18 protein-coding genes are annotated in these 20,013 nt (G+C 58.3%); 15 read left to right on the top strand and 3 right to left on the bottom strand.

Annotation, left to right across the window (positions count from 1 at the left end):
• The first annotated feature begins 64 nt into the window (after nucleotides 1–64).
• On the top strand, nucleotides 65–592 hold the full coding sequence (gene ppa / locus VJ956_RS07800; RefSeq protein WP_324083542.1) for an inorganic diphosphatase: 528 nt from the start codon (nucleotides 65–67) through the stop codon (nucleotides 590–592).
• A 91-nt stretch (nucleotides 593–683) separates the two neighbouring features.
• Here the strand turns inward: ppa and VJ956_RS07795 are convergent, their stop codons facing one another.
• The gene (locus VJ956_RS07795) at nucleotides 684–1,733 is read right to left on the bottom strand and encodes a DUF2333 family protein (protein WP_324083541.1); all 1,050 of its coding nucleotides are present in this window, start codon (nucleotides 1,731–1,733) and stop codon (nucleotides 684–686) included.
• A gap of 276 nt (nucleotides 1,734–2,009) precedes the next feature.
• On the opposite strand from VJ956_RS07795, the gene VJ956_RS07790 reads away from it, so the two are divergent.
• The 14 genes from VJ956_RS07790 to VJ956_RS07725 all read left to right on the top strand — a co-directional run bounded on the left by VJ956_RS07790 (nucleotide 2,010) and on the right by VJ956_RS07725 (nucleotide 18,435).
• Nucleotides 2,010–3,626 carry a diguanylate cyclase gene (locus VJ956_RS07790; RefSeq protein WP_324083539.1) on the top strand — a complete coding sequence of 539 codons (1,617 nt, stop codon included), beginning with the start codon at nucleotides 2,010–2,012 and terminating at the stop codon, nucleotides 3,624–3,626.
• A gap of 219 nt (nucleotides 3,627–3,845) precedes the next feature.
• A complete protein-coding gene (gene aroQ, locus VJ956_RS07785) occupies nucleotides 3,846–4,286 on the top strand; it encodes a type II 3-dehydroquinate dehydratase (protein WP_324083537.1) in 441 nt (146 codons plus the stop codon).
• Nucleotides 4,287–4,308: 22 nt separating this feature from the next.
• Nucleotides 4,309–4,782: an acetyl-CoA carboxylase biotin carboxyl carrier protein gene (gene accB / locus VJ956_RS07780; protein ID WP_324083535.1), complete on the top strand. Its 474-nt coding sequence runs from the start codon at nucleotides 4,309–4,311 to the stop codon at nucleotides 4,780–4,782.
• 16 nt (nucleotides 4,783–4,798) lie between these two features.
• Nucleotides 4,799–6,145 carry an acetyl-CoA carboxylase biotin carboxylase subunit gene (gene accC / locus VJ956_RS07775; protein WP_324083532.1) on the top strand — a complete coding sequence of 449 codons (1,347 nt, stop codon included), beginning with the start codon at nucleotides 4,799–4,801 and terminating at the stop codon, nucleotides 6,143–6,145.
• Between the two features lie 2 nt (nucleotides 6,146–6,147).
• Complete coding sequence (gene prmA, locus VJ956_RS07770; RefSeq protein WP_324083530.1) at nucleotides 6,148–7,044, top strand: 50S ribosomal protein L11 methyltransferase; 897 nt, start codon at nucleotides 6,148–6,150, stop codon at nucleotides 7,042–7,044.
• Between the two features lie 62 nt (nucleotides 7,045–7,106).
• Nucleotides 7,107–8,306, top strand: a complete 1,200-nt coding sequence (locus VJ956_RS07765; protein ID WP_324083528.1) for a DUF3426 domain-containing protein — start codon at nucleotides 7,107–7,109, stop codon at nucleotides 8,304–8,306.
• A 230-nt stretch (nucleotides 8,307–8,536) separates the two neighbouring features.
• Nucleotides 8,537–9,532 carry a tRNA dihydrouridine synthase DusB gene (gene dusB, locus VJ956_RS07760; protein ID WP_414674403.1) on the top strand — a complete coding sequence of 332 codons (996 nt, stop codon included), beginning with the start codon at nucleotides 8,537–8,539 and terminating at the stop codon, nucleotides 9,530–9,532.
• The gene (gene fis / locus VJ956_RS07755) at nucleotides 9,529–9,846 is read left to right on the top strand and encodes a DNA-binding transcriptional regulator Fis (RefSeq protein ID WP_324083524.1); all 318 of its coding nucleotides are present in this window, start codon (nucleotides 9,529–9,531) and stop codon (nucleotides 9,844–9,846) included. Before dusB ends, fis begins: the two co-directional genes overlap by 4 nt.
• 84 nt (nucleotides 9,847–9,930) lie before the next feature.
• Complete coding sequence (purH, locus tag VJ956_RS07750) at nucleotides 9,931–11,511, top strand: bifunctional phosphoribosylaminoimidazolecarboxamide formyltransferase/IMP cyclohydrolase (RefSeq protein WP_324083522.1); 1,581 nt, start codon at nucleotides 9,931–9,933, stop codon at nucleotides 11,509–11,511.
• A 13-nt stretch (nucleotides 11,512–11,524) separates the two neighbouring features.
• Entirely contained in the window at nucleotides 11,525–12,811 is a 1,287-nt protein-coding gene (gene purD / locus VJ956_RS07745; protein ID WP_324083520.1) for a phosphoribosylamine--glycine ligase, read from the top strand.
• 198 nt (nucleotides 12,812–13,009) lie between these two features.
• The gene (locus tag VJ956_RS07740; protein ID WP_324083518.1) at nucleotides 13,010–15,151 is read left to right on the top strand and encodes a TonB-dependent receptor family protein; all 2,142 of its coding nucleotides are present in this window, start codon (nucleotides 13,010–13,012) and stop codon (nucleotides 15,149–15,151) included.
• 110 nt (nucleotides 15,152–15,261) lie between these two features.
• Nucleotides 15,262–16,197 carry an alpha/beta hydrolase gene (locus VJ956_RS07735; RefSeq protein WP_324083517.1) on the top strand — a complete coding sequence of 312 codons (936 nt, stop codon included), beginning with the start codon at nucleotides 15,262–15,264 and terminating at the stop codon, nucleotides 16,195–16,197.
• A 37-nt stretch (nucleotides 16,198–16,234) separates the two neighbouring features.
• Nucleotides 16,235–17,794 carry a cation:proton antiporter family protein gene (locus VJ956_RS07730; protein WP_324083515.1) on the top strand — a complete coding sequence of 520 codons (1,560 nt, stop codon included), beginning with the start codon at nucleotides 16,235–16,237 and terminating at the stop codon, nucleotides 17,792–17,794.
• A 32-nt stretch (nucleotides 17,795–17,826) separates the two neighbouring features.
• Entirely contained in the window at nucleotides 17,827–18,435 is a 609-nt protein-coding gene (locus VJ956_RS07725; RefSeq protein WP_324083514.1) for a methyltransferase domain-containing protein, read from the top strand.
• Here the strand turns inward: VJ956_RS07725 and VJ956_RS07720 are convergent, their stop codons facing one another.
• Nucleotides 18,436–19,179, bottom strand: coding sequence for a putative 4-mercaptohistidine N1-methyltransferase (locus tag VJ956_RS07720; RefSeq protein ID WP_324083511.1), 744 nt, complete (start codon nucleotides 19,177–19,179; stop codon nucleotides 18,436–18,438).
• 9 nt (nucleotides 19,180–19,188) lie between these two features.
• A partial coding sequence (locus VJ956_RS07715; protein ID WP_324083510.1) for an SUMF1/EgtB/PvdO family nonheme iron enzyme occupies nucleotides 19,189–20,013 on the bottom strand: 825 nt, incomplete at its 5' end.

Genomic DNA, 20,013 nt, shown 5'->3' with positions numbered 1-20,013 from the left:
ATTGTCCCGTATAATTGCGTCCACTTTTAAAGCGCCGTAAAACAAACTGCAGAAAGGATCACTCATGAACTTTGACAACATTCCGGCTGGCAAGAACCCTCCCGAAGACATCTACGTCGCCATCGAAATTCCCTCCAACAGCTCCCCGGTAAAATACGAGCTGGACAAGGACATGGGTGCCCTGCTGGTCGACCGCTTCATGGCGACCCCGATGTTCTACCCGGCCAACTATGGCTTTATTCCCCATACCCTGGCCGATGACGGTGACCCCCTCGACGTGCTGGTGGTTACGCCCTATCCGGTCCAGGCAGGTTCGGTGATTCGCTGCCGCCCGGTGGGTGTGCTGAACATGGAAGATGAGGCGGGTGGCGATGCCAAGCTGGTCGCGGTTCCCCATGACAAGCTGACCAAGTCCTACACCGACATAAAAGACGTGGATGACCTGCCACAACTGCTGCGCGATCAGATCCAGCACTTTTTCGAAAACTACAAGACTCTGGAACCCGGCAAGTGGGTCAAGGTTCAGGGCTGGGCAAACGCTGCCGAGGCCAGGAAGGCGATTGAAGAGTCCGTCAAGGCCTACAAAGGCTGATCGACAGGCTCTACAGAAACAACAAGACCGGGCCTTCCAAGGCCCGGTTTTTTTATCGAAAGGTAATCTGCATTCTGTAATCAGTCACAGTTTACCCGCGGGTCAGCAGATCCCGCATATCGCTGATCGACGCACTGGCACGTGAAAGGTAAGCTGCCATGGTCAGGGAATGGTTGGCCAACACCCCGAAACCGCTGCCATTAAGCACCACCGGACTCCACATACTGCGCTGGGTGCCCTCCAGTTCGATAATGACCTGCTTTACGCTGGCCAGTGCATTCTTGTCCCTCAGCACTTTACGGAAGTCCACCTCAATGGCCCTGAAGATATGCAGCAACGCCCATGAGGTTCCCCGCGCTTCGTAAAACACATCGTCAATCCTGGTCCAGTCGGTCCTCACCTCTTCACCCTGAACGTCCTCGGACAGGGGATCATCGGGATCGATATTGGCGACTGCATCCGACACTGATGCTTTACCGACACTTTCACCAAGGGTCCGGGACAGACTGCCAAGACGGGTTTCAAGATCCGCCAGCCAGTTCGCCAGGTTATCCGCGCGGGCAAAAAACTGCGCATCCGGCTGGCCGGGGCGGGACAGACGATCCAGATAGCTCTTCAATGCCTTGATACCACGGCGGTACTCGGCTTCTGTGGATGGAATCGCCCAGCTGCCACTGTCAAAATGAAACTGCGGCTCGGCGATGACCAGATCCTTGTCTTCTGCGGACTGGCTCTGGGAGCGGCTGATGTCCTTGCGCATGGCCCGGGACAGGTCCCGCAACTGAACCAGCACGCCGAATTCCCAATTGGGGATGTTGTCCAGCCACAGACCCGGCGGGAAAATGTCATTGGATATGTATCCGCCGGATTTATCCAGCAGGGTTTCCGCTACCCGGATCATGGTTGCGGTGGTGGCAAATCCGCTGACGGGCTCGCGCTGCATTTCGTTGGCCAGTGCCCGGGTGTGGTCACGCACCGAAAACCTGTCAGGCTCACTGCTCCAGATCATGCCCAGCACCAGAGTGACTACCAGATAAACGCCGATCAGGGCCAGAACAAGCTTTCCAATGGCGCTGCCACCGCCAGAATCCTGCGTACCGCTTCTACGATCTCTGAAATACTGCCTAATTTTTCCGGCCATCGGTTATTTCGTCTCCTTTGATAAATCCCTACTGGCATAACCATGCAGCAATGCCCCGCCAGATGCAATTTGCAGCCTCTGCTACCGGGCGAAACGGAGAAGGAACCTGGTTGCTATGGTCCTGTGGCTGCTGACAAAGACTTACACAGCGTCACGCAAGCGCACAACACTAAACATTATAGACGCTGTAAAACAACTAATTTGAAGGCTGATTATCTGCATCGCAAACACCGCGCGCAAAAACCTAAAACCAGGCCAGAGTATCGTGAGAATACGATGAGCGACGAAAGCCAGAAAGCCAGACTCAGGCAGCACTTTGCCCACCGGGTGACCACTCAGGCCCGGCTGGTGCTGGATAGATGGCAGAAGATTCACGCAAACCCTGGCCAGGCTGCGGCTTTGCGCGATGATTTTACCGGTGCGACCGACAAGCTGGTTCGCTTTGCCCGGCGCTTTGAAATGGAGAGTTACTGCCGACCTGGCCAACAGGTACTAAGGCTGATCGCTGACTGGCCCCGGGGAGAAGCCCTTCCGGATAACCTGCTCCAGCCGATGGAAGAATCCATCAGGCAGCTTTACCGCAACACCCAGCCCATTACCGGCCGGCAGGCCCCGGAAGCACCCCGGCAGTTCGACCGCACGCCAGTGTATATCGCACTGGCCAGCGATGACATGGCGAATCGCCTGAGCCGGCAGCTTGAACTTTTCGGCCTCCGGGCCGTCGCCTTCCACACCAGAGAAGATCTGATGGACGCCTGTTCACAGCACAAACCGGACACCATTGTGATGGACGTGAATTTCGGCTCTCAGCCGCTCGACGGAATTGCAACTGTCGAAAAGCTGCAGGAACGCCACGACTCCTTCATCCCGATCATTTTTTTAAGCAGTCAGGACGGCTCCATTGAAACCCGCCTGCGCACATTACGCTGCGGTGGCGAGGAATTTTTCTACCCGGCCCCAGACACCGGCCAATTGCTTGAAAAAGTCGAGCTCCATATCTGCGACAACACTGTCAAACCCTACCGGGTGCTGGTTCTGGACGATTCCCGCGCCCAGGCAAAATACGTGGAAACCGTGCTGAAAAAAGCCGGCATGACCGTCTGCGTCATCACCGACCCCATGCAGATCATCACCGCTCTTGATTCTTTTTTGCCAGAGATCATCATCCTGGACATGTATATGCCTGGCTGCACCGGCACCGAGATTGCGCGGGTGATTCGTCAGCAGGATCGCTTCCACCGCCTGCCCATCCTTTACCTGTCGGCCGAGGATGATATCGGCAAGCAGCTCCACGCCATGAGTCTGGGCGGTGATGACTTCCTGACCAAGCCCATCGACCCCAGGCATCTGATTTCCACCATCCACAATCGCGGGCAGCGCGCCCGGTCCTTGCTGGCGCTCATGGTCCGCGACAGCCTGACCGGACTGTTCAACCACAGCCACACCCTCAACCTGCTGGATCAGGAAATTGTCCGTGCCAGTGAGCAGGAACACGCTCTGAGCTTTGTTATTCTTGATATTGATGACTTCAGGAAGGTGAACGACACTTTCGGGCACCCGATTGGCGACCGGGTACTGCGCAGACTGTCCATGCTCCTGAACCAGCGACTGCGAAAGTCCGACCTCAGCGGCCGCTACAGCGGCGGAGGGTTTGCCATTATTCTGCCGCAAACCGGCGCCAACGATACCCGCAAACTACTTGACGAAATTCGGGCGCGCTTCGCTGAGTTACCGCAGCCTGCCGACGACGGGGAATTCAACGTTACCTTCAGTTGCGGCGTCGCCTCCCTGGAACCCGGAGAATCCTCTCAGTCCCTGTGTGAACGGGCAGACAGGGCGCTTTACCGGGCCAAACAGCAGGGCCGCAACTGTGTCATTGCTTTTTATGACTGACCCTGTCACCCAGCAGTTCCCGATTTGCCCGGACCGACCTATGAAACCAACGTCTTATAGAAGTCGGTTCCGCGCTCTAAGACAATATGGCCGGTATTTTGGATATTATGTGGTGTTAAACCGGACGATCATTTTGATTCAGTTAAAATCCACACATTTTCTGGAAAATGTCGATATTTTCGGCGATCCTGTAGGAAAGACACCAAGGCATAGGCGTTCATGTCAACAATACTGGTACTCCACGGCCCCAATCTGAACATGCTTGGCACCCGTGAACCGGAAGTGTACGGCCGCGAAACCCTGGCCGAGATCAACGAGCGCCTGCACGATCAGGCCGCCAAAGCTGGACATCACCTGCTACATTTACAGTCAAATGCCGAATACGAACTGATCGAACGGATTCACGACGCGCGTTCAGAGGGGGTGGACTTCATTCTGTTTAATCCCGCCGCCTTCACGCACACCAGCATAGCCCTGAGAGATGCCATTCTGGCCTCGGGCATTGGCTTTATTGAAGTGCATCTTTCGAACGTGCATGCGCGGGAGGCATTCCGCCACCGCTCCTATTTTTCTGATATCGCCGACGGCGTTATCTGCGGGCTGGGCAGCCTGGGGTATGATCTGGCCCTGACAGCCGCCCTGCAACGAACCCACCGCTAGACCTGACAGAACCGGACCGATTATGGACATTCGTAAAATAAAGAAGCTGATAGAACTGCTTGAGGAATCCGACGTTGAGGAACTGGAAATTCACGAAGGGGATGATTCTGTTCGTATCTCCCGCCGCCGTGAGCAGGCCCCGGCGCCTCAGTACATGACGCACTATCCGGCCCCTGCGCACCAGCCCGAACCCCAGGCTGCGCCCGCAACCGGCAGTTCAGTTGGCGATTCGGCCGAGTCCGCCAAGAAAGCCGAGCCCAAGGGTCACGCGCTGAAATCACCAATGGTCGGCACCTTCTACCGATCACCCTCTCCGGCCTCAAAGTCCTTTGTCGAGGTTGGCCAGTCGGTCAAGGCGGGTGAAGTGGTTTGCATCGTGGAGGCCATGAAAATGATGAATCAGATTGAAGCTGACAAAAGTGGCACGATTTCCGAGATTCTCGTGGAAAACGGGCAGCCGGTCGAGTTCGATCAGCCCCTGATCATCATTTCCTGATACCGGTGACTCCCTCATGGCTATGTTAGAAAAAGTTCTTATCGCAAACCGCGGTGAAATTGCCCTGCGTATCCTGCGCGCCTGCAAGGAGCTGGGCATCAAGACTGTCGCCGTTCACTCCCAGATTGATCGCGAACTGATGCACGTGCGCCTGGCCGATGAATCGGTCTGTATCGGCCCCAACAGAGCAACGGAAAGCTATCTGAACATCCCCTCCATCATCAGCGCTGCCGAAGTGACTGACTCGGTGGGCATTCACCCCGGCTACGGCTTTCTGGCGGAAAACGCCGATTTCGCCGAGCAGGTGGAAAAAAGCGGCTTCCGGTTTATCGGCCCCCGGGCAGAAACCATCCGGCTGATGGGCAACAAGGTCTCTGCGATCAACTCCATGATCAAGGCGGGCGTTCCCACGGTACCCGGCTCCGACGGCCCCATCACCGACGACGATGAACACACCCTGAGGGTAGCCCGTGAAATCGGTTACCCGGTGATCATAAAGGCAGCCTCGGGCGGTGGCGGCCGCGGCATGCAGGTAGTGCATTCGGAAGCAGCACTGCTGAAGAGCGTCCAGATTACCCAGAGCGAGGCCCAGAACACTTTCGGCGATGCCACCGTTTACCTGGAAAAATACCTTGAGCGCCCGCGCCATGTGGAAGTGCAGGTACTTGCCGACACCCATGGCAACGTGATTCACCTGGGAGATCGCGACTGCTCGATGCAGCGTCGCCACCAGAAAGTTATTGAAGAAGCTCCGGCCCCCAACATCAACCAGGAGGCACGGGCGAAGACCCTCAAGGCCTGCGTGGATGCGTGCAAGGAAATCGGCTACGTTGGTGCCGGAACCTTCGAGTTCCTGTATCAGGACGGCGCTTTCTATTTCATCGAGATGAACACCCGGGTCCAGGTGGAGCATCCGGTATCGGAAATGGTGACCGGCGTGGATATTGTCCGCGAACAGCTTCGCATTGCCAGTGGCCTGCCGCTGCAGTACACCCAGGACCAGATCAAGATTTCCGGCCATGCCATGGAATGCCGGATCAATGCTGAGGATCCGAAAACCTTCGTCCCCAGCCCCGGCCGGGTAAATCACTTCCACGCCCCCGGCGGCAACGGCATTCGCGTGGATTCGCACCTTTACAGCGGTTACACCGTACCGCCCTATTATGATTCCATGGTGGCCAAGCTGATCACCTGGGGCGACGACCGGGAGATCGCCCGACGCAGAATGAAGAATGCTCTGGACGAGCTGCTGGTTGAAGGCATCAAGACCAATCAGCCGCTGCACCGGAAACTGGTGCGCGATGGCGGTTTTAAACAGGTAGACTTCACCATACACTACCTGGAAACACTGATACGGGACTGAGCATGCCCTGGATACAACTACAGATCCCGGCTGATCCGGATAATGCCGATCAGTTGGAGGATCTGCTTATGGAAATGGGCGCTGAGGCTGTTTCCATGGAAGACGCCGCCGACCAGCCCCTCTACGAACCCGATCCCGGAACCACACCACTCTGGCACCAGACCCGCGTAACCGGCCTGTTTGATTCCCGGCACGACATCGACCAGCTCTGCAGCGATATCAAGGACGCCTGGCATCAGCAGACCCAGCAATCACTGCCGGATATTGACGTCACCCTGGTGGAAGACCGGGACTGGGAACGTGAGTGGATGGAGGATTTCAGACCCATTCAGTTTGGCCGCCGTTTATGGATCGTACCCAGCTGGCACCAGCCCCCGGACCCGGAAGCTGCCAATCTGTCCCTCGACCCCGGCCTTGCCTTCGGCACAGGCACGCATCCGACCACCGCACTGTGCCTTGAATGGCTCGACGGCCAGGATGTCAGCGGGCAACGGGTAATCGACTACGGCTGCGGCTCCGGCATTCTGGGTCTGGCGGCCCTGTTACTCGGTGCAGACCACGTCACTGGCGTGGATACCGACCCACAGGCACTGGAAGCCAGCCGGGAGAACGCCCGGCGCAATGACGTGGACCAAAACCGGCTGGATCTTTACCTGCCAGAAGAGGAGCCCGACCGGGTTGCGGACGTGATGCTTGCCAACATCCTTGCGCAACCGCTCATCGGCCTGGCGTCCCATCTGGCAGGCAAAGTGAAACCTGGCGGCCACCTGGTCCTGTCCGGCATTCTTTCCAGTCAGGCCAGAGAGGTGATGGCAGCATACGAGCCCTGGTTTGTCATGGACGAGCCTGAACAGCGCGAGGAGTGGACCAGGCTCACAGGACGACGTCACGACGGATGACGAAGCTGACCGAACCGACTAAACTGCCTAACTCGTAGCAAGATCGCTGACAGGAACCCGGCATGACCCAGAGCAGCCTGCAGACCCACTGCCCCAAATGCGACACCCGGTTCCGGGTGACGGACGCCCAATTGAGTGTGGCTGGTGGCAAAGTGCGCTGTGGCAACTGCATGTCGGTGTTCAATGCAGTTGAACACAAGATCCCGAAGCCCGGCGCACCCGTTCCGAAAGAGCAGGCAGCACATCCGGAAGACGATGTGCTGTTTGCCGACAACCCTGCAGAAGACGCGGCTGAAAGCAATTATACCGGCACCAGGCTGACGTTCAATGAAGATGAACTGAGTGACAGCTTCCGATCATTCAACGAAAAACAAAAGGCAACAGGGTTCGCTGTCGAGGAAGACGAGGAAGCTGGAGAGCCCATCGACGAAAGCTGGGCCGAAGCCATGCTTTCCGATGACAAGGAACCGAAAAAGAAGCCTGAGCCGGAACCGGAACCGGAACCGGAATCAACAGAAATTAGAAAACCACCGACGCCGGTAAAAGATGACTACGATGGCTTCTTTATTGATGAGCCGCAGCCGTCAGGGTTCGATGAATCGCCGTCGCCAGACAACTTCAAGCAAGAGTCGTCGGCTTTTGACAGCACCCCGTCCTGGGATCTGGACCTGGACCTGGCCCCCACAGAGCTGCAGGATCGCCCGCAGCCATCCCGGCCCGAATCGCCCTATCAGAATTTTCGACGCGAGCCGGTGGCTTTTTCCGGGGGCGGCGGCGGACGCCTGCGGGGATTTCTCTGGTTCCTGGTGATCCTCGCTCTGCTGGGCGGACTGGTATCGCAGGTCGTCTGGTTCCAGTTTGACCGCCTGTCCTCCATCCCGCAACTCCGGCCATTTTATGTTCAGGGTTGCGAGATATTTGACTGCGAGCTCAAACCACTGGTTGACGTTCAGTCAATACAGACCCGGAAACTGGTGGTCAAAACCAATCCCGAAAATCGCAGCCAGCTTATTGTCGATGCGGTAATCACTAACAGGGCCGCGTTCGAACAGCCGTTCCCGGCCATCGCACTTACCTTTTCAAATCTCAATAATGATATCGTCGCCCAGAGCGTTTTCACGCCTGAGGAGTACCTGGCAGGCGACGGTCGGGAGCTGGAGGCCATGCCACCGGATACCCCTGTGCGTATACTGATCAATATCCGCGACCCGGGCAAAGACGCTGTTAACTACAACATCGTTTTCCGGGCGCAAGAGCCCTGACGCGGAAATCTGACCTGGAAAGTTGGTATCAGGGCTCGGGCAGAGCTTACCGGAGCGACCAGACGTCCTTCAGACAGAACGAAAAATAATCAGTTTTTGCGACTCTGACCCCTTCAATAGCATCCGGTGCAGCGGTATCATTACGCCCCTTCGAGTGGAAACCGGTCACTAATCAGGCAATCCTTCCGCTCGAGCTCGCTTAATCCGCCCCAACACGGACTGAGAATATGCTGCCAACGGCAAACATCGGGCCGTATACCCTGCCGAATTCACTGGTCGTTGCCCCCATGGCAGGGGTGACAGATCGTCCGTTCCGCCTGCTCTGCCGGCGAATGGGGGCGGGCCTGGCGGTGTCGGAAATGGTGATCGCAGACAGCAGTATGTGGCACACGCGAAAATCGCAGACCCGGCTGAACCATGACGGCGAACCCGAGCCACGGTCGGTACAGATTGCCGGTGGCGACCCGGACATGCTGGCCAATGCGGCCAGGCTCAATGCCGAATCCGGCGCCCAGATCATCGACATCAATATGGGCTGCCCGGCCAAGAAGGTATGCAACAAGGCAGCGGGTTCGGCGCTGATGAAAGACGAAAAGCTGGTGGGTGAAATTCTCCGGGCCGTGGTTGCCGCCGTGGATATCCCGGTCACCCTGAAAATGCGCACCGGCTGGGACCGGGATAACCGCAATGCCCCGCTGATCGCCCGCATGGCAGAAGACGCAGGCATTCAGGCGCTGGCAGTTCACGGCCGCACCCGGGCGGATGCCTACAAGGGTGAAGCCGAATACGACACCATTGCCGCGGTGAAAGAGCAGGTCGGTATCCCGGTCTTTGCCAATGGCGATATCACCAGTGCCGTAAAGGCCCGGGACGTCCTGAGATACACCGGTGCCGACGGCCTGTTGATTGGCCGTGGTGCCCAGGGGCGACCCTGGATTTTCCGTGAAATCCTGCATTTTCTGGAAACCGGCAGCCAGCGTCCGCTGCCACCGCTGGACGAGGTCGAAATGGTTCTCAGTGGCCACCTGGAAGAACTGCACCGATTCTATGGCATGCCAATGGGCGTGCGAATCGCCAGAAAACACGTGGGCTGGTATCTGCAGTCTCACGATGAAGACAAACAGTTCCGCAAACGCTTTAACGCCATTGATGATCCGTTAGAGCAGAAAGCAAGCATCCGCCAGTATTTTTCAAGCTTACGAAATGGAGAGGTATTTGCAGCATGACCGCTGACACTTTGGCTACAGAAAACACAACCCAGTCCGCCCACGATGATATTCACCAGTTGCAGACGCTGAACAGCAGCGGCAACGCCGTCACCCTTCGCGACAGCGTTGAAGTTGCCCTGAAAAACTACTTTGCCCAGCTTGATGGTGCCCCGGTCACCGAGGTTTACCAGCTGGTGTTGTCAGAAGTGGAGGCGCCACTGCTGGAGCAGGTGATGAAGTACACCCGCAACAACCAGACCAAGGCATCCACCATGCTCGGCCTGAATCGCGGTACCCTGCGCAAGAAACTCAAACAGTACGGTCTGCTATAATCCAGCTACCCGACTTCAACGAGGGCCTCCCGGACTACATTCGCGAGGCCTTCATTCGTTAATACCAGCAGCAATAAGTGACCCATGGCAAATCAGGCTAATACCCCCGTCCGTCGCGCGCTGATCAGCGTGTCTGATAAAACCGGTATCGTTGAGTTCGGCCGTGCGCTGACCGATCGCGGCATCGAATTGCTCTCCACCGGTGGCACCTACCGGTTGCTGAAGGAAAACCGGGTACCGGTCATCGAAGTCAGTGATCACACCGGCTTCCCCGAGATGATGGACGGCCGCGTAAAAACCCTGCACCCGAAAATTCACGGCGGTATTCTTGGTCGCCGCGGCACCGACGACCCGGTCATGGCAGAGCACAGTATCGACCCCATCGACATGGTCATCGTAAACCTCTATCCGTTCGAGGAAGCCGTGGCCAGACCGGACTGCGACCTGGCAACAGCCATCGAGAACATTGATATTGGCGGACCAACCATGGTTCGTGCTGCTGCCAAGAACCACAACGACGTGGCCGTTGTGGTGAATAGCGCTGACTATGGTCGGGTGCTTGAAGAACTCGAAGCCAACGGCGGTCAGCTGACCCAGAAGACCCGTTTTGACCTCGCGGTAACGGCGTTTGAGCACACGGCCGGGTACGATGGTGCCATTGCGAACTACCTCGGTGGCCGCACTGCCGACAACGACAATCCCGACCTGCCCCGTACCTTCAATACCCAGTTCGTGAAAGTGCAGGACATGCGCTATGGCGAGAATCCGCACCAGCGTGCCGCTTTCTACAGCGAGCGCCAGCCCCGGGAAGCCTGTATAGCCACCGCCAGGCAGCTGCAGGGCAAGGAGTTGTCCTACAACAATGTAGCCGACACAGACGCTGCGCTGGAGTGTGTGAAGCCTTTCGCCGACCCGGCCTGCGTTATTGTCAAACACGCCAACCCCTGCGGCGTGGCGATCGGTACGGATATCCGGCAGGCCTATGACCTGGCCTTTGCCACCGATCCAACATCGGCCTTTGGCGGTATCATTGCGTTCAACCGGGAGCTGGATGCACAGACGGCAAAAGCCATCATCGACCGCCAGTTCGTGGAAGTCATCATCGCGCCAGCAATTGCCGCCGATGCCGTGGAACTGTTAGCGGCCAAGAAGAACATCCGCCTGCTGGCCTGTGGCGAGTTTGATGGCGAGCGCGTCAGGTCCATGGACTACAAGCGGGTCACCGGTGGTTTGCTGGTGCAGGACCGTGACCTGGGCATGGTGGCCATGGAAGACGTAAAAGTGGTTACTGAACGCCAGCCCTCCGAGTTGGAACTGAACGACCTGCTGTTTGCCTGGGAAGTGGCCAAGTATGTCAAATCCAATGCCATTGTCTACGCCAGGGCAGGCCGCACCATCGGCGTTGGTGCGGGCCAGATGAGCCGGGTCTACAGCGCAAGAATCGCCGGCATCAAGGCCGCTGATGAAAACCTGGAAGTGAAAGGCTCGGTGATGGCGTCCGATGCCTTCTTCCCGTTCCGGGATGGCATTGATGCCGCCGCCGCGGCAGGCATTACCGCAGTGATTCAGCCCGGTGGCTCGATGCGCGACCAGGAGGTGATCGACGCGGCCAATGAGCATGGTATTGCCATGGTATTCACCGGGATGCGGCATTTCAGGCACTGATGGGGAGAGAGTCATGAACATTCTGGTAATCGGCGCCGGCGGCCGTGAACACGCCCTGGCCTGGAAGGCCGCCCAGTCCCCTGCTGCAGACCGGGTGTTTGTCGCCCCCGGCAACGCCGGCACTGCCGGCGAACCCGGTCTGGAAAACATCAATATTGATGTCATGGACCTCAACGGCCTGGCAGAGTTTGCCGCCGCCAACACGGTGGGCCTGACCATTGTCGGCCCGGAAGCGCCACTGGTAGCCGGCATTGTCGACCGCTTCGAAGCGCGCGGACTACGGGTTTTCGGCCCCAGTGCTGAAGCAGCGCAACTGGAAGGCTCCAAGGCTTTCACCAAGGACTTCCTGGAACGCCACCGGATCCCCACGGCGGCCTACGCCAATTTCACCGATGTCGATCAGGCCCTGGCCTACGTTCGCAAACAGGGTGCGCCTATCGTAGTAAAAGCCGATGGGCTGGCCGCCGGCAAGGGCGTTATTGTGGCGATGACCCTGGCGGAAGCGGAACATGCCATTCGCGACATGCTGGCCGGTAATGCCTTTGGTGACGCTGGCAGCCGCGTGGTGATCGAGGAATTCCTGGAAGGCGAGGAAGCCAGCTTCATTGTCATGGTGGATGGCAAACATGTGCTGCCGATGGCTACGTCCCAGGACCACAAGCGCGTCGGTGACGGCGATACCGGCCCCAATACCGGCGGTATGGGCGCCTACTCTCCGGCTCCGGTGGTCACGCCCGATATCCACCAACGCATCATGGACGAGGTGATCCACCCGACCGTCCGTGGCATGACTGCGGAAGGCCATCCCTACCAGGGCTTTTTATACGCAGGCCTGATGATTGACAAATCCGGTACCCCCAGGGTGATCGAGTTCAACTGCCGCTTCGGTGACCCGGAAACCCAGCCCATCCTGTTGCGCATGAAATCGGACCTGGTCGAGCTCTGTGGTGCGGCCATCGACGGCAAACTCGACCAGTGCCATTCGGACTGGGACGAACGTGCCTCGGTGGGCATTGTCTTGGCCGCCGGGGGATATCCCGGCAGCTACAACAAGGGCGACGTTATTTCCGGGCTGCCGGGAACGGAGGTTGCCGGTGAGAAAATATTCCACGCCGGTACCAGGCTCAATGGCGATCAGGTCATCACCAATGGCGGTCGGGTGCTCTGTGCCACCGCGCTTGGCGACACCGTGACTGAAGCCCAGCAGCGGGCCTACAAGCTCGCCAGGAGCATCCAGTGGCAGGGGGTTTTCTACCGCGGCGATATCGCCTTTCGGGCTATTGCCCGGGAAACCACCTGAGCCGGATGGCTGCGCCCGGCAACCTCCAGAATCCCCGGACAGGCCGGGGATTTTCCCCACCTCAAAACCTGTCCATTACAGCCCATAAACATTGACTATTGACTTTATAGTTAGCACAACGTAGCTTCCCCTTCCGACGTTAATGGTAATGATTATCGTTAAACTTTAGATTACCTAATGAGGATGGAGATCAGCTGTATGTTCAAACGTTCCCCCCTGTCACTGGCCGTGGCCATTTGCCTCGCCCCCGGCGCCAGCTGGGCTGCCAGTGATACCCAATCCCGGGTTCTTGAGCCCATCGAAATTATCGGCGAAGCCTCGGCAGCCCAGACCCTGCCCGGTTCCGGCTATGTGGTCGGCAGCGAACAGATGGAAGTCGAAGTTGTAACGGACATTCACCGGGTATTGAAAACCGTACCGGGCGTCTACGTGAGGGAAGAGGAAGGCCTCGGCCTGCGCCCCAATATCGGTATCCGCGGCGCCACCGCCGAACGCAGCAATAACATTACCCTGATGGAAGACGGTGTGCTGATCGCCCCGGCCCCCTACTCCAACCCGGCTGCCTACTATTTCCCCACCATCAAGCGCATGTCCTCGGTGGAAGTGCTCAAGGGTGCGCCGCTGCTGCGTCACGGCCCCCAGACCACCGGCGGCGTGGTCAACCTGATCTCCACACCCATTCCCGACCAGCGGCAGGGTCAGATCGAAGCTGTAACCAGTGAACGTGGTTCCACCGACGTCCATGTGACCCACGGCGATAAGACCGGCGACTGGAGTTACCTGCTGGAAACGGTCCAGCGTTCCGCCCGGGGCTTCAAGGACATTGACCGTAGCAACCGCGATACCGGTTTTGATATCGAGGACTATGTCGGCAAACTGCGCTGGCAGGGTAATCGCCAGAGTGTGACTGCCAAGCTTCAATACTCTGAGGAAACCTCCAACGCCAGCTACCTTGGCCTGACGGATGCCGACTTTGAACGGGATCCCGACCGGCGCTACGGTCTGTCCAGCATCGACCAGATGAACAACGAACATTACAGCGTCAACCTGACCCACCAGTTCGCCTGGACCGACAGTCTGAGCAGCACCGCGACCCTCTACCACAACTGGTTTGAGCGCAACTGGTTCAAGCTCGACGGCGGCGGCAGCTTTGTCGATGATGCCAATGATGGCGACGCCAATGCCCAGGGCATCCTCGACGGCGCAGTTGATGTCACTGACCTGGACTACAAGAACAATAACCGGGAATACGTCTCCGAAGGTGTGCAGGTCAACTTTGACCTGGACCTCGGCGCCCACCAGCTGGCCTTCGGCACCCGTTACCACGAAGATGAAATGGACCGCTTCCAGCCGGTGGATGTCTACGATCAGGTCAACGGTTCGCTGGTGTTCCAGAATACCGTTGCCCCCACCGGCAGTAACAATCGCTTTGAAACCGGCGAGGCCCTGAGCTTCTGGGTGCTCGACAAGTGGCAGGCCACTGACCGGCTCAACCTCAACTTCGCCCTGCGCTATGAGGATGTCGAAACCAGCCGCACCCAGTACGCCGATGCCACCCGCGCCACGATCGACAGCACCCGCAGCAACGACAGCAGCGAGCTGTTGCCCGGAGCCTCCTTCACCTATGACCTGTCAGCGAGCTGGCAGCTGCTGGGTGGCGCACATCGCGGCTTCTCTCCCCTGGGTGGCGGGGCCAGGGCGAATGAGGACCCGGAAACCAGTAATAACCTTGAGCTCGGTGCCCGCTACTTTGGCGACGCCTTCTTTGCGGAAATGATCGGATTCTACAGCGACTTCTCCAACAAGGCCGAGAACTGCTCCGTGGGCTCTCCATGCAGCAATGGCGCCACTTCAGGCAGCTTTGTAACCGGGGAAGCGGAAATTGCCGGGGTTGAATTCCAGCTGCAGACAGGAACCCGGGCCGGAGCCTTCTACCTGCCGGTCAACCTCACCTACACCTACACCCGGGCTGAAATCAGCGAAGACAATGCCACCTCGGGTCTGGCAAAGGGTGAGCAGCTCAAGGATGTGCCCGAAAACCAGATGAGCCTGCGGGTAGGTCTGGAGCACCAGAACGGCTGGGACAACTACCTGGTGGCCAGCTACCTCGATGAGATGTGCGTCGAGGCGGGCTGCAACAATACGGCCACCAACCTTGATGAGACCGAATCGCTGGTTACTGTCGATTACATCAGCCGGTATGCGCTTACCCGCAATGCGGATGTATTCCTGAAGGTCGACAACCTGTTTGATCAGCAACGGATCGTTTCGCGTCTGCCGGATGGCGCCCGGCCAAATCTGCCGCGCACGGCTTCGTTGGGAGTCAGTGTTGATTTCTGATTGTTGCTCTTAAAACCCTCGACCCGGTCCTTGACCGGGTCTTTTTTTGGGGTAGTGTTAGCGACTCGGCAAACAGACGTTTGAAACCATTCTGCCAGGAGCGCTTCCCCATGAAACCCCGCACCACCCTTGTCGTGATCATACTCCTGATCGCCACAATGCTGCTTGGCGCCTGTTCCCGCCAGACCCTGTATGAAAATGCCATCAACTGGGAGCGCTCTGCGGCGGGGCTCACCGAATCGACCGTTCAGGTAGACGACATGACCATTGCCTACCTGAGCAATGCCAGCCCGGTAGCCGGTGAATCCATCGTCATGGTGCACGGCTTTGGCGCCAACAAGGACAGCTGGACCCGCCTGGCGGCCGAACTCACGGACGAATACAACATCTATGCCGTCGACCTGCCCGGCCATGGCGACAGCAGCAAGGCGCTGGACCTGGGCTACCGCTTTGAAGACCAGGTCTCACACCTGGCAAAAATTCTCAAAGCTCTGAGTCTTGACCAGGCCCATATGATGGGCAATTCCATGGGTGGGGCTATTACCGCACTTTACGCCGCCACCTACCCGGACCAGATCCGCTCGGCGGTGCTGTTTGATCCGGCCGGCATTCTGGAATATGAAGGCGAACTGGTGGAGCAGGTCGCAGAAGGCGACAACCCATTGATTCCGAAAAAAGAAGGCGACTTTGAGCGGCTCATGGATTTGGTCATGGAAAAGAAGCCCTTTGCGCCCTGGCCGATCTACGAGGTCATGGAAGAAAAAGCCATCGCCAACCGCGAAATAAACGAGGTGATTTTTGCGGCCATTCGCGACAGTGGATATGGGCCGGATTTCCGCCAGGCAATTACCCGCATCGAAGCGCCCGTTCTGGTTGTCTGGGGCCTGGAAGACCGGGTGATCAACCATCGCAATGCCGACGTGTTCGTCGACCGGATTCCTGATGCCCGCAAGGTTCTGCTTGAAGGTGTTGGCCACGTGCCAATGGTAGAGGTGCCGGAAGAGTCTGCCCAACTGGTCCGTGAATTTCTGGCGGAAACACGGTAGCCTTACCGGGGTCGGCTCACTCATCGTGAAGTAACTCATGCCTGAAGCTATCTGGATATCATTTGCTTTCGGCCTTGGCCTTCTGGTCAAGACCGTCGGGTTACCGCCACTGGTTGGCTATCTTGCCGCCGGTTTCGCCCTCAGCGGCATTTCCGCCGCCACCGACATCACCATAGAAGCCACCGATGTGCTCCAGCATATTGCCCACCTGGGCGTGCTGTTGCTGCTCTTTACGGTTGGCCTCAAGCTGAAACTACGCTCCCTTGTAAGCCGCGAAGTCATCGGCGGAAGCCTTCTGCATTTCGCCATTACCTGCGCGGTTTTCACCCCCGGCCTTTATCTGCTGATGGAACTGGAGTGGCAAACCGCCTTCCTCCTAGCCATCGCCCTTTCCTTCTCCAGCACGGTGCTGGCAGCCAAAGTGCTGGAAACCAAGCGCGAATTGCGGGCGTTCCATGGCCGCGTCGCCATTGGCATCCTGATCGTGCAGGATCTGATTGCCCTGGTGGTAATGAGTCTGGCGGCCGGACAGAGCCCATCACAATGGGCATTAATCGTGTTCGGCCTGCCACTTTTACGGCCTCTGCTCTACAAACTGCTGGATGCCAGCGGGCACGACGAACTGCTGGTTCTTTTGGGACTGCTGCTGGCGCTGGTGGTTGGCGGGCTGGGCTTCGAGGCGGTCGGTCTCAGCTCCGAGCTGGGCGCCCTGGTATTCGGTGCCATGCTGGCCAACCACCCCCGGTCTCAGGAGCTGGCAAGGTCCCTCTGGAGCGTGAAAGAGATTTTTCTGGTGGGCTTCTTCCTGCAGATCGGTATCGGCGGGCTGCCGGCTGGTGACGCCTTGATATTTGCTGTCATTGCCGCACTGGTACTGCCGCTGAAAGGGATCCTGTTTTTTTTCCTGCTTTTGCTGTTCCGGCTCCGCGCCCGCAGTGGTTTCCTCAGCGCCCTGACGCTGACCAACTACAGTGAATTCGGCCTGATTGTGGCCAGTGTTGCGCTTCCCGAATGGCTGATTCCACTGGCAATTACAGTGTCACTGTCATTCGTGATCTCCGCCCCTCTCAATCGCCTTTCCCACTCCCTTTATGAGCGGGTTTCCCGCCCGCTGGTGCGGTTTGAAAGCGACACCCACCACCCGGATGAACAGCCGATTTCCCTGGGTGATACCAGGGTGCTGGTTATGGGGATGGGCCGGACCGGCACCGCCGCCTACGACTGGCTGTATGAATCCGAGCCGCACCTTATCGGGCTGGACTCCGACCCGACGAAAGCCCGGACCCATCAGAAAGCAGGCCGTAATGTGGTTTTTGCCGATGCCGAGGATAACACCTTCTGGCAGGGGCTGGAGATGCCGAAACTGGAGGCGGTCATCCTTGCCATGAGCGACATCGAGGGCACGCTGATCGCAGCCCGCATGCTGCGTCGCAAGGGCTTCACTGGCTACATCGTGGCCCACACCATGTACGAGGATGAAGCCAGGAAAATCCGCAAGGCAGGTGCCGACGAGGCTTACCTGACCATGAGCGAGACCGGCGTGGCGCTGGCCAGCCATATCCGGGACACCCGGTCACCAACGCTAGGCACGATTTAATGTACCAGCCCGGGGGTTCCAGAGCAGACACCATGACCCAGATGACTTCACTGCATGAGGAGCGTCTGGATTTCGTATTCACAACCATCAGGGCCACCGGTGCCCGTACAGTACTGGATCTTGGCTGCGGCTCTGGTTCCCTGTTGTACCGGTTACTGGCGGATGACCAGTTTGAGCGGGTGACCGGCCTGGAAGACTCCGGCGTTTCGCTGAGGCAGGCCCGCTCTGTCCTGGAGAAATTCCTGAATGAAGACCCGTGCCGGATACAGCTTGTCCACGGCTCCTACGCCGAGCGCAACCCCGCACTGACCGGCTTCGAGGCGGCGGCAATGGTGGAAACAATCGAGCATGTTCGACCGGAGCAGCTGTCGAAGGTTGAGCTGGCGGTATTTGCCGGATTCCGACCCGGCTGTCTGTTCATGACCACGCCGAACAGGGAGTACAACCCCCTGTTTGACCTCGCGCCAGGTGAGTTCCGCGAGGAAGACCACAAGTTTGAGTGGGACCGGATCAAGTTCCAGCGCTGGGCGCGCGGCGTGGCTGATCGCAATGGCTACGAGGTTCGTTTCGGCGGTATCGGGGAGTTTGTCCCCGATGTCGGCCACCCCTCCCAGACTGCTTTTTTCACCCGCAAAGACTGATCAGCGGATGCGACGCCAGGCACTGAGCTCGGCAATCGTGTGCTGGTATTTACGCCGGGTCTCCCGGATCACAAAAGGCACGTCCTGGGGTTTCAGAATTTCCTCAAAATGATCAGCCAGAATCTCCCGCATGCCATCCAGCACGGTTTTTGGCTGCCCGTTAAGTTCAAACCCGCCAATCCAGTTGGCCCGTGGCGTGAACTCCTCCAGCAGGGTGTAGGGCGAACTGATCACCAGGGTGCCGTTCGCTGACAGGCGACTGTGAATACCCTTCAGAAAGGCAGCCGGATCCTCCAGGCGATCAATCAGGTTTCCCGCAAAGATCAGATCGTAGTCCCGATGTTCCTCGGCAAGATTGCAGGCGTCACCGGTGGCGAAAGCAACCTTGTGGGCAGCGCGGGACAGATCCAGTTCCGCCGTGGTGACCGTGACGCGCTCACCCAGCTGGCCTTCATCCCGCCGGAAAAAATCGATGGCGCCATCTTTTTGCAAAGTGGCGGCGGCGTCTACAAATCGCGCAGACAGATCCACCCCGACGACTTCATCAAAAACCCGGCCCAGTTCGAACGCCGCCCGGCCGACCGCGCATCCGAGATCCAGGGCCTTGCCCTTGTCATGTCCGGCCATCAGTTGCTGACAGATCCGCGCGCAGCGCGCCGGATAGTTACCAACGCCAAAGTGACTCTCGCCAAAATGGAAATCCAGATACTGGCTCAGCAGCTCATCGGTTTCATAAACATTCATGGTATGTCCTCAGGTATCAGATAATGCACAGGAACGAAAACCGGTGAACACATCGTTGCGCTGGGCGAGGTAGGCCTGTCGATAGGTACCGCGGATCAGGTTAGAAGACGTTGCACAGCCGCCACCCCTGGTGACTTTGTGGTCACCGAACTGAAGGGTCGACATGAACGGGTAGACGTCAATCTTGAAGCCGTCGTAGGGGAAGAACTGGCTGCTGGTCCATTCCCAGACGCTGCCGATCATCTGGCGACAGCCAAAGGCGCTGTCACCTTCCGGGTAATCAGTGACCGGGTTCTGGGCCAGGTTTCTGCCACCAAGGTCAGCCCGCTCAGGGGTCGCCGGATCATTGCCCCAGGGGAAACGGCGGAATGGCTCACCCGGCCGGTTACCGAGAGCCGCCACCTCCCATTCATACTCGGTAGGCAGTCTGCGACCCGCCCAGTTGCACCAGGCTTCTGCTTCCCAGTAGGTGATGTGAACCACCGGCGCATCCGGGTTCACCGGTTGCCATCGGTCAAACAGCCGCTCCTGCCACTGGCCATTGTGCAGCCGCCAGTACAGCGGATGCTTCGGGGCCCGGATCACCGGCCCGGTCTCGCCCTGGGCAAGGGCAATATCCGTTTCGGTCTGCAGCCATTTGCGGCCACCAAAGGACCAGAGCGCCGGGCGCTCATAACCGCCATCGTCGACAAACGCCATAAACTCCCGGTTACTCACCGGCAGCCTGGAGATGGCAAAAGCAGGAAGCTCGATTTCGAACCGCGGCTTTTCGTTGTCAAAGGCAAAGTCTTCATGGGCGAAGGCCTCTGACTCTCCGGGCATTCCGATCAGCCA

Origin of the sequence: Marinobacter sp. (genome assembly GCF_035268745.1) — a bacterium.
Lineage (GTDB): Bacteria > Pseudomonadota > Gammaproteobacteria > Pseudomonadales > Oleiphilaceae > Marinobacter.
This window is presented reverse-complemented; position numbering and strand designations above follow the sequence as displayed.

What these genes read in the sequence shown, in the direction of transcription:
- ppa (WP_324083542.1), top strand. Translation starts at nt 65, where the DNA reads ATGAACTTTGACAACATTCCGGCTGGCAAGAACCCTCCCGAAGACATC.
- VJ956_RS07795 (WP_324083541.1), bottom strand. Translation starts at nt 1,733, where the DNA reads ATGGCCGGAAAAATTAGGCAGTATTTCAGAGATCGTAGAAGCGGTACG.
- VJ956_RS07790 (WP_324083539.1), top strand. Translation starts at nt 2,010, where the DNA reads ATGAGCGACGAAAGCCAGAAAGCCAGACTCAGGCAGCACTTTGCCCAC.
- aroQ (WP_324083537.1), top strand. Translation starts at nt 3,846, where the DNA reads ATGTCAACAATACTGGTACTCCACGGCCCCAATCTGAACATGCTTGGC.
- accB (WP_324083535.1), top strand. Translation starts at nt 4,309, where the DNA reads ATGGACATTCGTAAAATAAAGAAGCTGATAGAACTGCTTGAGGAATCC.
- accC (WP_324083532.1), top strand. Translation starts at nt 4,799, where the DNA reads ATGGCTATGTTAGAAAAAGTTCTTATCGCAAACCGCGGTGAAATTGCC.
- prmA (WP_324083530.1), top strand. Translation starts at nt 6,148, where the DNA reads ATGCCCTGGATACAACTACAGATCCCGGCTGATCCGGATAATGCCGAT.
- VJ956_RS07765 (WP_324083528.1), top strand. Translation starts at nt 7,107, where the DNA reads ATGACCCAGAGCAGCCTGCAGACCCACTGCCCCAAATGCGACACCCGG.
- fis (WP_324083524.1), top strand. Translation starts at nt 9,529, where the DNA reads ATGACCGCTGACACTTTGGCTACAGAAAACACAACCCAGTCCGCCCAC.
- purH (WP_324083522.1), top strand. Translation starts at nt 9,931, where the DNA reads ATGGCAAATCAGGCTAATACCCCCGTCCGTCGCGCGCTGATCAGCGTG.
- purD (WP_324083520.1), top strand. Translation starts at nt 11,525, where the DNA reads ATGAACATTCTGGTAATCGGCGCCGGCGGCCGTGAACACGCCCTGGCC.
- VJ956_RS07740 (WP_324083518.1), top strand. Translation starts at nt 13,010, where the DNA reads ATGTTCAAACGTTCCCCCCTGTCACTGGCCGTGGCCATTTGCCTCGCC.
- VJ956_RS07735 (WP_324083517.1), top strand. Translation starts at nt 15,262, where the DNA reads ATGAAACCCCGCACCACCCTTGTCGTGATCATACTCCTGATCGCCACA.
- VJ956_RS07730 (WP_324083515.1), top strand. Translation starts at nt 16,235, where the DNA reads ATGCCTGAAGCTATCTGGATATCATTTGCTTTCGGCCTTGGCCTTCTG.
- VJ956_RS07725 (WP_324083514.1), top strand. Translation starts at nt 17,827, where the DNA reads ATGACCCAGATGACTTCACTGCATGAGGAGCGTCTGGATTTCGTATTC.
- VJ956_RS07720 (WP_324083511.1), bottom strand. Translation starts at nt 19,179, where the DNA reads ATGAATGTTTATGAAACCGATGAGCTGCTGAGCCAGTATCTGGATTTC.